The organism is Pseudoxanthomonas mexicana (genome assembly GCF_010093385.1).
GTDB classification, from domain to species: domain Bacteria; phylum Pseudomonadota; class Gammaproteobacteria; order Xanthomonadales; family Xanthomonadaceae; genus Pseudoxanthomonas_A; species Pseudoxanthomonas_A mexicana.
In genome coordinates this window covers 1-12,753 of sequence record NZ_PDWV01000017.1, presented here as the reverse complement: position 1 = coordinate 12,753, position 12,753 = coordinate 1, and the positions used below count along the sequence as shown (strand labels likewise).

General features: G+C 69.6%; 12 protein-coding genes. 3 read left to right on the top strand and 9 right to left on the bottom strand.

What is annotated here, in order from left to right; genetic code table 11:
- Positions 1-2 precede the first annotated feature (2 nt).
- The 7 genes from CSC76_RS08020 to CSC76_RS07990 form a co-directional block, all read right to left on the bottom strand.
- Positions 3-551: a redoxin domain-containing protein gene (locus CSC76_RS08020; protein ID WP_162109510.1), complete on the bottom strand. Its 549-nt coding sequence runs from the start codon at positions 549-551 to the stop codon at positions 3-5.
- A 58-nt stretch (positions 552-609) separates the two neighbouring features.
- The gene (locus CSC76_RS08015; RefSeq protein WP_162109509.1) at positions 610-1,368 is read right to left on the bottom strand and encodes a hypothetical protein; all 759 of its coding nucleotides are present in this window, start codon (positions 1,366-1,368) and stop codon (positions 610-612) included.
- A gap of 91 nt (positions 1,369-1,459) precedes the next feature.
- Positions 1,460-2,104 carry a MarR family winged helix-turn-helix transcriptional regulator gene (locus CSC76_RS08010; protein WP_162109508.1) on the bottom strand — a complete coding sequence of 215 codons (645 nt, stop codon included), beginning with the start codon at positions 2,102-2,104 and terminating at the stop codon, positions 1,460-1,462.
- A 73-nt stretch (positions 2,105-2,177) separates the two neighbouring features.
- Entirely contained in the window at positions 2,178-2,711 is a 534-nt protein-coding gene (locus CSC76_RS08005; RefSeq protein WP_162109507.1) for a hypothetical protein, read from the bottom strand.
- A 16-nt stretch (positions 2,712-2,727) separates the two neighbouring features.
- Positions 2,728-3,234 carry a hypothetical protein gene (locus CSC76_RS08000; RefSeq protein ID WP_162109506.1) on the bottom strand — a complete coding sequence of 169 codons (507 nt, stop codon included), beginning with the start codon at positions 3,232-3,234 and terminating at the stop codon, positions 2,728-2,730.
- A 10-nt stretch (positions 3,235-3,244) separates the two neighbouring features.
- The gene (locus CSC76_RS07995; protein WP_162109505.1) at positions 3,245-4,324 is read right to left on the bottom strand and encodes an SMP-30/gluconolactonase/LRE family protein; all 1,080 of its coding nucleotides are present in this window, start codon (positions 4,322-4,324) and stop codon (positions 3,245-3,247) included.
- 138 nt (positions 4,325-4,462) lie between these two features.
- Positions 4,463-4,876, bottom strand: a complete 414-nt coding sequence (locus CSC76_RS07990) for a DoxX family protein (RefSeq protein ID WP_162109504.1) — start codon at positions 4,874-4,876, stop codon at positions 4,463-4,465.
- A gap of 115 nt (positions 4,877-4,991) precedes the next feature.
- Between CSC76_RS07990 and CSC76_RS07985 the strand changes: the two genes are divergently transcribed.
- From CSC76_RS07985 to CSC76_RS07975, 3 genes are all read left to right on the top strand, one after another.
- Positions 4,992-5,882, top strand: a complete 891-nt coding sequence (locus CSC76_RS07985; RefSeq protein WP_162109503.1) for a LysR family transcriptional regulator — start codon at positions 4,992-4,994, stop codon at positions 5,880-5,882.
- A gap of 113 nt (positions 5,883-5,995) precedes the next feature.
- Positions 5,996-7,396, top strand: a complete 1,401-nt coding sequence (locus CSC76_RS07980; protein ID WP_162109502.1) for a DUF1800 domain-containing protein — start codon at positions 5,996-5,998, stop codon at positions 7,394-7,396.
- 2 nt (positions 7,397-7,398) lie between these two features.
- The gene (locus CSC76_RS07975) at positions 7,399-8,532 is read left to right on the top strand and encodes a DUF1501 domain-containing protein (protein WP_162109501.1); all 1,134 of its coding nucleotides are present in this window, start codon (positions 7,399-7,401) and stop codon (positions 8,530-8,532) included.
- Positions 8,533-8,547: 15 nt separating this feature from the next.
- On the opposite strand, the gene CSC76_RS07970 is transcribed toward CSC76_RS07975, so the two are convergent.
- Both CSC76_RS07970 and CSC76_RS07965 read right to left on the bottom strand, forming a co-directional pair.
- Positions 8,548-11,754 (bottom strand): putative bifunctional diguanylate cyclase/phosphodiesterase, encoded by a 3,207-nt coding sequence (locus CSC76_RS07970; protein ID WP_162109500.1) that lies wholly within the window; start codon positions 11,752-11,754, stop codon positions 8,548-8,550.
- 138 nt (positions 11,755-11,892) lie between these two features.
- Complete coding sequence (locus tag CSC76_RS07965) at positions 11,893-12,723, bottom strand: alpha/beta fold hydrolase (protein ID WP_162109499.1); 831 nt, start codon at positions 12,721-12,723, stop codon at positions 11,893-11,895.
- Positions 12,724-12,753: the final 30 nt, after the last annotated feature.

Genomic DNA, 12,753 nt, shown 5'->3' with positions numbered 1-12,753 from the left:
GGTCAGGCGGGTAGCGCGCAGCCTTCTGGACCGCAGCCCGGTGCGATCCTGGCGCCGTCCCGTTCCCGCGCGGTGAGTTGAGCTTCATGCACCAGCGAGGCGATCTGCGCCCCCAGTACCAGATCGCTGACCTGGCCGAAATGCTGGTGGCGGATCCGACCGTGTGCGTCGATCAGTACCAGCGTCGGCGTGCCGCGCATGGCGTAGGCCTCCATCGTCTGCGGAATCGGGCCCGGCGTGCCGGGGCGGTCCACGCCCACCGGAAACGCGATGCGGTACTCGTGCAGGAAGGCTTCCAGCGCCACCGGCGTCATCGCCGCGTGGTGTTCGAACACGGCATGCAGGCCGACAACGGCGACCTGGTCCGCGGGGAACGTCGCATGCACGCGCGACGCCTGCGGCAGGCCGTGCGACACGCAACCCGGGCACAGCATCTGGAAGGCCTCGAGCACGATGACCTTGCCGCGGAGCGCTTCCAGCGACAGGGGACGGGAGGTGTTGAACCAGCGGTCCACCTGCCAGGGTGGCGCCGGGCGATCCATGGCGTTCATGGCAATATTCTCGTGGGGTCGCAGCCGGCCCGTGCGGACCGGAGCGAGTAGGGTGCGATTACTGGTTCGGCTTGCCGGGCAGGCTCAGGTTGCCGGAGGCGACCTTGAACACGTCCACCACGCACAGCAGCGGTGCGTGCACGCTGGCGTTGACGCGCAGACCGGCGGTGACGCCGTCGAAACTGCCAGCGGTGACCACGCCGATATCGTCGAACGGCACTTTCACTTCGACCGTCTCTGCATTCAGCGTCGGACTCCAGCCGGGGCTGTCGAGCAGGATCGGAAAGCCGGGCCAGGTCTTCGGCAAACGCGGCCTGCTGCCTTCGGGAATGTCGACCACGCCCAGCGCGCCGGGACCGCAGGCGTCGTTCGGCTTCAGCACGACCCAGTGGCTGTGCCAGAGATTGCCGTCGTTATCGCGCTTGCCGTCGCCGTTCTCGTCGTACAGCGGCGTGTCGTCGAAATCGGGATGCGCGGTGACCGCCATCGCCAGGATGCCGGCGCCTTTCTCGAAGCCGACTTCGTACGGATCGATGGTGGTCGGCCACACGTAGGAGAACACGTCGCTGCCGGCCAGCTTGCCGGTGGCGGCAGGCGTGCTGTTGCCGGCCTTGCCGGACACGGCCATGTGGAACGTGGCGATGTTCTTGTCGGTGCTGATCTTGGTGTGGACGATGTCGAAATCGGCGGTCACCGCCTTGTTGGCGGTGGACGGAATGCCGCCGGTGTGGGCCTTGCCGTCATGGGCGTGCACGCCGCCGATGGCCAGCGTGAGTGCTGCGGCCAAGGCGAAACGTCGGGGGGTGTTCTGGCACATAATGAAATTCCTCTTGCTTGCTCTCGTAGGGTGGGTGGGAGGTACCGGGCGGCGTCCGATGGCAGTCGGGCGCCGTCCTTCTTTTTTCCGCCTAGGGCGGAGTCGGTTGGCGGAAGCGGGCCACGCTTCCAAGCCGGTGTTCGTCGTCGCCAGGCTGCTGTTCGGCACAGTCCACGCGCAGTTCGCTGTCGCCGAAGGCCTTGTCCAGGAAGGCGCAGACATGCGGCGCCGTGCGTTCGCCCGAGGCGAACGGCCGGAAGAACTCGCAGCCCAGGCAGGTCCGCCGGCCGGTGGCCAGCCCCTGTTCCTGCGCTTCGTTGACCAGCAACTGGGTGACCCGCAACAGCGCGCCGAGGTCGGTTTCGTCGAGCGATTCGATCAGCGAACCCATGCCCTGGTCCGGGCGATGCAGCAGGGTGGCCATGCGCGAGCCGGCAGAGGTCAGCTTCACACGGGAGGCGCGCGCATCGTCGGGGTCGGGGGTGCGACGGATCCACTGCTTGCCCTCCATCGCCTTCAAGGAGTCGCTGAGACTGGCGGGCGATACGCCCAGGCGCTCGGCGATATGGCGGGCGCGCAGGCCGTCCTGCACGCCCTGCAGCATCCGCAGCACCGCGGCCTGCGTTGGCGGCAGCGAGGGTGTGCCGTCCTGGCGCCACGATTGTGCGCGCACCAGGTGGGCGAGCTGTTCCAAGCCGCGCGTGGCCTGTCTGCGCTGGAAGGGGGTATCGATCACGACGAATAAGTTAGGAGTCCTAAATATATAAGTCAATGACCGTTCGTCGGCACGATGCGGCAGGCCCACCGTGTCACCAGCGCACCATCGGCAGCGGATCGAGTGGATGGTGGCGTAGGCGCATGAGCGTCAGTTCCGCCAACCGCCGGTGGAAGCCTGCGTCCGGGAAGGCCGCCATCACCTCGCGCACGACACGCCGCGAGAGGCCGAACCGGCGCATGCCCAGGCTGACGTCGATCCAGTCGGCGCGGCGGAAGGCTTCCACTGCGGGCGATGTGCCGGCAGGCGTGCGCGTGACTTTGTGATGGCATTCGATCATCGCATCCATCTCGACCATCCAGGCCGCCTTTCCCGTCTGGTGCAGGTAGTCCCTCGCGAGCACCCGCGAGGGTGGCAGGTAGTCGAACGTGCCGGCCGTCCAGATGCCGAGGTCATGGAAGGCCACGGCGATGCTCAGTTTCTCGAGCGCATCCGCATCGCCGGGCGCCAGTTGCCAGTAGAAGTTCGCCACCCGGTACGCATGGTGGCGATACCCGGTGGCGTCTTCACCCAATGACCCTGCGTGCGCGGCGAGCAGGGCGTCCAGCGTGGGCAACGCGGTCAGCATGGCCGCGCAAACCGGCTCAGGTCGCAGGCTGGGCCAACGTCGTGCGCCCACGGCGCAATGCGCGAACCTGCAGCACCATGCCCACGAGGAAGACCAGGAAGGTGCCGCCGACCAGTTTCTGCAGCAGCGGATCCTGCGGGCCGGACACCAGCGGTGCGCCGATTGGCACGCGGGTCAGCGTCTCGGTGAAGCCGGGAATGAAGTGGAAGTACACCGTCAGCGTGAACGCCAGCGCCGAGGCGACGTGCCGCCAGGAGCCGGTCACCGCATTGCGTCCCAGCAACACGGCTGCCGCCAGCACGACCAGCGTCAGTACGGTCAGCCCGTGAGCTTCGCTCAGCTTGCCGGTCCGCATCAGGAAGAAGCTGGTGAGGCAGGTGGCGACGGTGAACCAGGTGTAGGTCTTGCCCAGCGGCGTCGCGTAGCGGATGTCATGGTGGCGCAGCAGCGCGTACAGGCCACCGAACAGCGAGACGAGGCTGATGGCGGTATGGAACCAACCGAACGGGGTGATGTTGAGCATGGGATGCTCCTCAGTGGGCAGGCGGCGGATCGGGAAGATCGAACTGCATGAGGTTCCAGCGGGTGACGTCCTCTTCCCACTCGTCGCCGGTCGCGGCGCTGAGCGGCAGGGCGAGGTTGGCCACGATCATGCGGCGGCCCTGCACGGCGCTGGCCGCAGGAAACAGCAGGCCACGCGGCGCACCCTGCCCATCCACGCCGAGGAAGTCGCCGGCACGATGGCGGACGCGGCCGCGCTCATCCAGTGCCACCAGCGCGTCGATCTGGTTGGCGGATACCCACAGCAGGCCTTCGTGGAACAGCAGCCCGTCGGCACCGTAGACGCTGTCGGCCAGTACCTCGATGGCGCCGTCAGGCATGCGCTTGCGCAGGACGCGGCCGTCGCCGGCGTTGTTGATGTAGAGCATGGACTGGTTGGCGTTGAAGGCCATGCCGTTCGCGCCGAACGGCAATGCGCCGGTCGTCGCCAGCAGCGGATCGCGTGCGAACACGTCCACCTTGCACGGACGGCAGGTCGCCGCGTTCGCGATGCGGTAGACCGCGCCCTGGAACGAATCGGAGACATACAGCGTGCCGGCGCGGTCGAACACCAGGCCGTTGATGGCCGAGAAGCCCTGCGACCCGAACGTGATCGTGTCGTGGCTGCCATCGGGATTGTCGATGCGCCGCGCTGGCGGCGCGGGGGGCGACAGTGCGGCGAACGTGGCCACATCCTCGATCGCGCTGTCCGCATCGAAGCGCGCCGGCAGCCGCTGCAGTTTCGAGGCGCCGAAGTTCAGTACGTAGACCTGGCCGTCATGGAAGGAGACGCCTGTCAGCGGCGTCGGCCCGAAGTGGCGCTGGGCCAGCAGCCGGCCGTCGGCGGCGAAACGCAACACCTGGTTGTTACGGGCCGACTCCGGCATGCGCGCGTCGAAGGGGCCCACGTAGACCTCGCCGGTCGCGGGGTCCACGTCCAGGCTTTCCGGATGCCGCACGTCGGCAGGCAACGTGGCGAACGGCGCCACTGGCAGGCGACCGGTATCCGCGACGACGGCGGGTCCGGCGATCGACAGGGCGGCGATGGCGATGGCGAGCAGGTGGCGGCGCATGCGTGGGCTCCGCGAAGGGGCAGGCGCACGCTGGCATGCTCGTTGTGGGCAGGCTTGTACCCGCGTGCGGGCACGCGCCGGAAACGAAGAACGCCGGCATGGGCCGGCGTTCCGGGTGGTGCATGAAGCGATGCTGCTTCAGCGGTTGTCGAGGCTCCAGCCGCCGGCGCCGCGGGCCGCCAGGGTGATGAAGCCACCGGCGAGGGCGAAGTTCTTCAGGAACATGATCTGCTGGATCTGGTCGTCCAGATTGCTGTGGAACAGCGCCGCGCTGGCAATCGAGAACACCGCCAGCAGGCTTGCGACGATGCGGGTCTGGTAGCCGGCGACGATGGCCAGGCCGCCCAGTACTTCGAGCGCGATGACCAGCGGCAGCAGGGCGCCGGGCACGCCGACGGACTCCATGTAGCCGGCGGTGCCGGCGTAGGCGGCCAGCTTGCCCAGGCCGGAGATGACGAACAGGGACGCCAGCAGGCTGCGGCCGACGAGGTCGACGGCGCCACGCAGGGCGGGAACGCGGGTGGTGCTCGGGGTAGTGGTAACGGTTGACATGGTGGACTCCGGGGAATGAGGGGTGGGTGCAGCGGGTACGGAGCGCAGGTTAGGGCGTGGCGATGCATCCCGGAAGCCTATATATTTCGATGAAAACCATCGTCTGGAGCGATACATGCTGGATGCCGTCACGCTCGACCAGCTCCGCACCTTCATCGCCGCCGCCGAGCAGGGCAGCTTTTCCGCTGCGGGCCGCAAGCTGCGCCGTGCGCAGTCGGTGGTCAGTCAGACGCTGGCCAATCTCGAGCTGCAGCTCGGCGTCAGCCTGTTCGACCGCAGCGCCCGCTACCCGCAACTGACCGAGGCCGGCCGACTGCTGCTGGTCGAAGCGCGCGCGGTCGCCGAGCACATGGACACGTTCAAGGCGCGCGCCCGCAGCGTGGCGGAAGGACTCGAGCCCGAACTCTCGGTGGCCGTGGACGTGATGTTCCCCATGGATGCGCTGACGCGCGCCGCCACCCACAGCCGCGCCGCGTTTCCGCACACGCCGCTGCGGTTGTACGTGGAGGTCCTGGGGGGCGTGATCCAGCCCGTGCTGGAGGGCACGTGCCGCATCGGCGTGGTGGGCTCGCTGCCCGACCTGCCCGCCGACCTGGTGGCCGAACCGCTGCTGGCGGTGCCCTTCGTCACTGTCGCGGCGCCCACGCACGCGATGGCGGCGCAGCGCGGCACGGTGCCGGTGAAGACCGCGTCGAAGCATGTGCAGCTCGTGCTCACCGACCGCACGCCGTTGACGGCGGGGCGCGATTTCGCGGTGCAGTCGCCGCTCACCTGGCGCTTGGCCGACCTGGGTGCGAAGCACGCCTTCCTGCGCGCGGGCCTGGGCTGGGGCCACATGCCGCTGCACATCGTCGAAGAGGATCTCGCCGCAGGCCGCCTCAAGCGCCTGCGCATCGCCGAGGCCGATCCGCGGTACGCGCAGATGCCGATGCGTGCGGTCTGGCGCAAGGACACGCCGCCCGGATCGGCCGGACGTGCCTTCCTTGCGCAACTGTGCGCGGATTGATCCGTCGTGTTCATGCGGATGAAACCGCGTCGACATCGCTGACCACGCGGCGCAGCTGTCAACCCGGGCGCAGGCCGCGCGTTGCAAGGAACATCGCCCCACGGGATGCCGTGATGATCCGACGCGAAACCACCAGTGCCGCCAACCGTTTCGGCCTGGGCGCACGCCCCGGCACGCTGGCGCAGGTCGACGACCCGCGCGCATGGCTGCAGGCCCAGCTCGATGCACCTGCGGCCGTATCACGCACCTCGTTGCACACCAGCGCCGATTACCTGCGGCAGGAGTACGACTACCTGCGCGACCGGCGCGCCGCACGCAAGAACGAGGGCAACGGCCCGGACAACGCGGTGATGGGATTCCGCCAGCGCTTCGCACGGCTGCAGCTGGGTGAACTCGGCTGGCGCTACCGGCAGGCGGTGGCCACTGAGCATGACTTCATCGAACGGCTGGTGCGGTTCTGGTCGAACCACTTCGCCGTGTCCGCCGACAAGCGCGCCGCAGCGCTGTATGCGGCGCCGATGGAGCGCGAGGCGATCCGTCCGCACGTGACCGGGACGTTCGCCGACCTGCTGGTCGCGGTGGAGCAGCATCCGGCGATGCTGCGTTACCTGGACAACGTGCGCTCGGTGGGCGAGCAATCGCCGCTGGCGAAACGCCAGCGGCGGCGCATGGACGAAGACGGCGCACGGCGCGCAGGCCTCAACGAAAACCTCGCGCGCGAGATCCTAGAATTGCACACGCTTGGCGTGGACGGCGGCTACGCACAGGACGACGTGCGCGAATTGGCGCGCGCGCTCACCGGCTGGAGCGTGCCGCTGCCGCGCGACCTCGACGCCGCCGGCGCCGCTACGTTCCGCTTCCGCGCCAACGCACACGAAGCCGGCCCGCGCGCGGTGCTTGGGCGTCGCTATGCGGCCGAGGGCGAAGCGCAGGGCCGCGCCATCCTGCACGACCTGGCGCAGCACCCGGCGACCGCGCGCCACGTCTGCTGCAAGCTCGCGCGGCATTTCGTCAGCGATACGCCGCCACGTGCGCTCGTGGACCGTATGGCGACCGCCTGGGCGCGCAGTGGTGGTGCGTTGCGCACCGTGTATGCAGCGATGATCGACAGCCCCGAAGCCTGGGCCGACGACGCGCGCAAGTTGAAGACACCAGACGACTTCGTCGTATCGGCCCTGCGCAGCACCGGAACGTTGCCGAACGAGCAACCGCGCGCGCTGGTCGGTTTGCTCGGCCGGCTAGGGCAGCCTCCCTTCACGCCGCGCTCGCCGGCGGGCTTCGCCGATGACGCCGCGGAATGGAGCGGCGCGGATGCGGTGTGGAAGCGGATCCAGGCCGCGCAGACGCTGGCGGAAACCGCGGGCGGCACGGCGCCGGATCCGCTGCGTACCGCAGGCGACGTGTTCGGTCCGCACCTGGATGCGGACACCGCGCTGGCGGTGCGCCGTGCCGAATCGCCGCGCGAAGGGCTGGCGTTGCTGTTCGCCAGTCCCGCCTTCCAGTGGAGGACGTGATCATGAAACTCACCCGACGCCATTTCCTCGCCGCTGGCGGTGCCGTCACCACGCTCAGCCTGTGGCCGCACCTGGCGCGTGCGGCGGATGCGCAGGACACGCGCTTGCTCGTCGTGCTGCTGCGCGGCGGCCTCGATGGCCTGCACGCCGTCACGCCTCTCGGCGATCCGGCGTTCGCGCGCCTGCGCGGCGGTCTGGCCGCGGACGGCGCGCGCGCGCTCGACGCAGACTTCGCGCTGCATCCGGCCCTGGCTTTCAGCCATCAACTCTACGCGCGACGCGAATGGTTGCCGGTGCTCGCGGTCGCGCCGCCGTACCGGCTGCGCTCGCACTTCGAAGCGCAGGACAACCTGGAAAGCGGCACGCCCGCTGGCGGCGGCGTGGCGAACGGCTGGCTCAACCGCTGCGTCGCCGCGCTGCCGTCCTCGCGCGCGCTGTCGGTCAGCACGGTGATGCCGCTGATCCTGCGCGGCCCGGCCGATGCGACGACGTGGTCGCCGCCGTTGCCCGAGGACGTCAACCCGATCCTGCTGCAACGCCTGCAGTCGCTCTACGCGGCCGACGCGCAGCTCGCGTATCCGTTTGAACAGGCGGCCGCGGCGCAAGGCATGCAGGCCGCCGGCAACGTGGCGCGACTGCCGCAGGCGATGGCGGCGGCGGCGCAGTTCATGGCTGCGCCGGACGGGCCGCGCATCGGCTTCGTCGAGAACACCGGCTGGGACACCCACGCGCAGCAGGAGCCGGTGCTCGCGCGCAAGCTGGCCGAACTCGATCAGGGTCTGCGCCAGTTCCACGAAGGTGTCGGCGCGCTGTGGTCGCGTACGGTGGTGATGGTGGTCACCGAATTCGGCCGCACTGCCGCGGTCAACGGCACCGGTGGCACCGACCACGGCACGGGCGCGCTGGCGATGCTGGCCGGCGGCGCCGTCGCGGGCGGCCGCATCGCCGGCGATTGGCCCGGGCTGGCACCGGCGCAGCTCAATGAAGGCCGGGACCTGCGCGCGACCACCGACCTGCGTAGCGTGTTCAAGGGCGTGCTCGGCGACCACCTCGGCATCGCGACGTCGGCGCTGGACGCGCGCGTGTTCCCGGACAGCCAGGGCGCGCGTGCGATGACGGGATTGCTGCGCGGCTGATGCCGCGCCGGATCGTCAGATCGTCGCCTGCCGCAACTGCCCGCGCGCCAGCGCGGTCGCTTCGTCCACTTCCATCGGCCGGCCGAAGAAGTAGCCCTGCATCTCGTCGCACTGCATCTGCTGCAGTGCGTTCATCTGTTCCACGGTTTCCACGCCTTCGGCGATGGTGCGCAGGCCCATTTCGTGGGCCAGCACCAGGATCGTGCGGGCGATGGCGCGATCGGTGCTGTCCTCCGCGGCAATGCCGTCCACGAAACTGCGGTCGATCTTGATGACGTCCAGCGGCAGGCGCTGCAGGTAGGACATGCTGGAATAACCCGTGCCGAAGTCGTCCAGCGCCAGGCGCACGCCGAGTTCGTGCAGCGACTGCAGGATCCGCTGCGCCGCGCCCATGTCCTCCACCAGCACGCTCTCGGTGAGTTCCAGGGTCAGCGCGTCGGCCGGCAGCGCATGCCGCTGCAGGCAGTCGGCGATCCACGGCGCCAGCGTCGGCTGGCCCAGCTGGCTGGGCGACAGGTTGACCGCCATGCACAGCGTGCGTAGCCCCATCGCCCGCCAGCGGGCGAGCTGCTGACAGGCCTGTTCCAGCACGAAGTGGCCGATGTCCTCCATCAGGCCCGCGCTTTCGGCCAGCGGGATGAAGACCGACGGCGGTACCTCGCCCCATGCCGGATGGCGCCAGCGTGCCAGCGCCTCGAAGCCGATCAGTTGCAGGGTGTCGCCCGCCACCACGGGCTGGTATGCCAGGCGCAACTGGCCGCGCGCCACGGCCTCGCGGAGGGCGGTGACGCGGCTCAGGCGATCGTTGGCATCCTGCTGCGCACCGGCGGAAGGCAGCCGCACCTGGTTGCGTCCCGCGCGCTTGGCCAGGTGGCGCGCGTCGTCCGCACTGCGGAGCAGGCTCTGCAGGTCGATGCCGTGTTCGGGCGCATGCGCCAGGCCGATGCTGGCGGTGACGGTGAACGAGGGATGGGTGGAGTACAGCGCGATCGGCTGTCCCACCGCGCGCCGGATCTCCTCCGCCCAGCGGCTGAGCTGGTCGATGTCGGTATCGATGAAGTGCACCAGGAAGCCTTCGCCGCCATAGCGGTACACGCGGCCCTGTTCGCCCACCGCGCCCGAGATGCGCTGGCCCATGCGGCGCAGCACTTCGTCGCCGCCATCGTGTCCGAACGAATCGTTGACCATGCCGAACCCGTCCAGGTCGACGATGGCCAGCCCGTGCCCGGACGGCGCCTGCGTGCCGATCTGCTCGGTGATCAGGGTCGCCTGCGCCGAGAACCGCGGCAGGCCGGTGGCGCTGTCCATCGCGGCCGCATCGTTGAGCCGCCGCTGCGCATCGAGCCGGCGTTCGGTCTCGGTCAGCAGCGAGCGCGCCGTTTCCGCCGCCTCGGTGGAGCGGCGCCGCGACAGGTCGAGCAGGAACAGCACGAACGCGATCAGCAGGCCGCTGCTCAGGCCGCCCACGACGAGTGCGCGCGGCAACGCGAACGAGGTCAGTGAGGGCGGTGCCCACAACGAAAGCTCCACCTCGTGGCCGGGCAGGGCGACGGTCTGCACCGACAGCGGCTCGCCGAAGGTCTGGCCCTGTTCCACCATCACCATGCCATCCGCGGTCGCGCGTACCGGGCGGTCGGAGAACATCGCCTTGTTGAGGGTCATGACGAAGCCGTCCAACGCGATGAAGGCCTGCGTGCGCCGCCCGGCTTCGTCCACCGTCAGCCACCACCCGCCCGGCACCGGCTGCAGCAGGCCTTCGTCGGCGACCGGCGACGGTGGCGACGGCGCGGCAGGTGCGTCGAACCCCGGTTCGACCCAGCGGAACTCGCCTGCATCGCCCACGCTGCGCACCACGCGGAACGCGGCGAACGCGCGGACCATGTCGGCGACATGGCGATCGAACAGCGCTTCCGCCACCTCCGGACGCGCGGCCACCAGCGACGCCGACAACTGCCGCAGCGCGCCGCGGCGGAGCTCCACGCCGCGCAGGAACGTCGCCGATGCGCTCGCCGTCTGGGTTTCCATCACCCGGCGAGCCATCGCATCGCGGTCCGCGCTGGCGGCCAGCCAGAACATGCCGCCCAGTGCCAGCGCGGCGGCCATCGGCAACACGCCGAAGAGACGCTCGCGCAGGGAGTTCTCGCCCGCGACCGCCAGCGCCAGGCCCATCGCGACCAGCTGCGCCGTCGCGGTCAGCGAAATCTGGTAGACCGACATGCCTTCGCGCGGGTAGGGCAACTGGATCAGCAGGCCCAGCGCTGCCATGCCCGCCACCGACGCCATCGCGATGCCCAGCCCGCGCACGAGGCCCCAGCGCACGTTCTCCCAACGTTGCAGCGCCTGCGGCAGCAGGGCCACCCCCACCCACGCGGTCAGCACGCCGTAGTCGGTATAGCCGCCGATCAGGGGCGTGCTGGCGCGGGGCAGCCATCCCACCCGGTGCAGCAGGGCGTTCAGCGGGGTGGTGACCTGGCCCAGCGTCTGCAGCAGCGTGAGCACCAGGGGGACCGCCACGATGGCCATCAGGAGCCAGGCGGCATGCTCGCGGTCGCGCTGGCGCAGCAACAGGGCCAGCGCGAGCAGGGCGACGGCCAGCGTCGAGATGGGGCGCATGGGCGGATAGTCCACGCCCATCCTGCCCACCAGGCTGCCGGGCACGTGCCAGCCCACCAGGGCCAGCACCGCGAACGCCAGCACGAAGGCGATCAGTTCGGCACTGGTGTCCAGGGCCTGTCCAGCCCGCAGCGACGGCGTATACACCAGCAGGAAGATCGCCAGCGCCGAGAGCGCAAGCGACCAGCCGATATCGGCCGGCGGGGCAGGGGGTTGCAGGGCGCCCAGGACCGGCTGCACGGCGAGCAGCAGCAGCGCCGCCGCCGACACACGCATCACGAATTCGGGCCAGTACCCCCGCCACAGGCGGGCCCAGGCGATGACCGCCGCGGCCGCCAGCACCAGGCACGTGCCCAGGCCGTGGAACTGCCACAGATGCAACACGAACAGCAGCGACAGCAGGCCCGCGACCGCGCCGCGCACCTGGCGGTGTTCGCTGCGCCAGGTGGCGATGGCCACCAGCACCCCCACCAGCGGCACGCTGTCGTCGACGAAGTGGCCACTGCCCATGTTCGCCAGCATGAAGCCGGCCGCCATCGCCCATGCCAGCGCGGCGGCGAAACGCTGCGCCCACTGCACGGGCCGCCATAGGTCCTGGTGTATCGCCAATGCCATCCCCTGCGGGGCCGACACCCCGTGCCCCTGTGATACCCAAATCGCCGCCGCCCCGCAAGCGCGGGCGGCGCAATCGGTGAACAGGGCGGGCAGAACCGGCGCGCCGTCACGCGCGCCGGCGGCGGTCGGGCATCAGCTCTTGACGAACGCCAGCATGTCGGCGTTGAGCTTGTCCTTGTGGGTGTCGGTGATGCCGTGCGGGGCGCCCGGATAGACCACCAGCTGGCTGTTCTTCACCAGCGTGGCCGACGCGCGCGCCGCGGCGTCGATCGGCACGACCTGGTCGTCGTCGCCGTGGATGATGATCGTGGGCACGTCGAACTTCTTCAGGTCCTCGGTGAAATCGGTCTCCGAGAACGCCTTGATGCTGTCGTACGTGTTCTTGTGGCCGCCCATCATGCCCTGCAGCCACCACGCATCGATCACGCCCTGCGACGGCTTCGCGCCCGGACGGTTGTAGCCGAAGAACGGGCCGCTGGGGATGTCCTTGAACAGCTGCGCGCGATTGGCCAGCAGGCCGGCGCGGATGCCGTCGAACACGTCGATCGGCAGGCCGCCGGGGTTGGCGTCGGTCTTCAGCATCAGCGGCGGCACCGCCGAGACCAGGCCGGCCTTCTTCACCCGCTTCGTACCGTGGCGGCCGATGTAGCGCGCCACTTCGCCGCCGCCGGTGGAGAAGCCGAACATCGCGATGTCCTTCAGGTCCAGGTGTTCGATCAGCTGCGCCAGGTCATCGGCATAGTGGTCCATGTCGTTGCCGTCCCACGGCTGGCTGGAGCGCCCGTGGCCGCGACGGTCGTGCGCGATCACGCGGCAGCCGTTCGCGGCCAGGTGGTACATCTGCGACTCCCAGCTGTCGGCATTCAGGGGCCAGCCGTAGCTGAGGGTGACGACCGGGCCGTCCTTCGGGCCCCAGTCCTTGAAGTAGATCTGTACGTCGTCTTTGGTGGTGAACAGGCCCATGGTGGTTCTCTCTACGGTGGAGGAGGGGGG

Coding starts and splice junctions, on each gene's coding strand:
- CSC76_RS07990 (WP_162109504.1), bottom strand. CDS start 4,876: ATGTCAACCGTTACCACTACCCCGAGCACCACCCGCGTTCCCGCCCTG.
- CSC76_RS08020 (WP_162109510.1), bottom strand. CDS start 551: ATGAACGCCATGGATCGCCCGGCGCCACCCTGGCAGGTGGACCGCTGG.
- CSC76_RS07985 (WP_162109503.1), top strand. CDS start 4,992: ATGCTGGATGCCGTCACGCTCGACCAGCTCCGCACCTTCATCGCCGCC.
- CSC76_RS08000 (WP_162109506.1), bottom strand. CDS start 3,234: ATGCTCAACATCACCCCGTTCGGTTGGTTCCATACCGCCATCAGCCTC.
- CSC76_RS08005 (WP_162109507.1), bottom strand. CDS start 2,711: ATGCTGACCGCGTTGCCCACGCTGGACGCCCTGCTCGCCGCGCACGCA.
- CSC76_RS07975 (WP_162109501.1), top strand. CDS start 7,399: ATGAAACTCACCCGACGCCATTTCCTCGCCGCTGGCGGTGCCGTCACC.
- CSC76_RS07965 (WP_162109499.1), bottom strand. CDS start 12,723: ATGGGCCTGTTCACCACCAAAGACGACGTACAGATCTACTTCAAGGAC.
- CSC76_RS07995 (WP_162109505.1), bottom strand. CDS start 4,324: ATGCGCCGCCACCTGCTCGCCATCGCCATCGCCGCCCTGTCGATCGCC.
- CSC76_RS08015 (WP_162109509.1), bottom strand. CDS start 1,368: ATGTGCCAGAACACCCCCCGACGTTTCGCCTTGGCCGCAGCACTCACG.
- CSC76_RS07980 (WP_162109502.1), top strand. CDS start 5,996: ATGATCCGACGCGAAACCACCAGTGCCGCCAACCGTTTCGGCCTGGGC.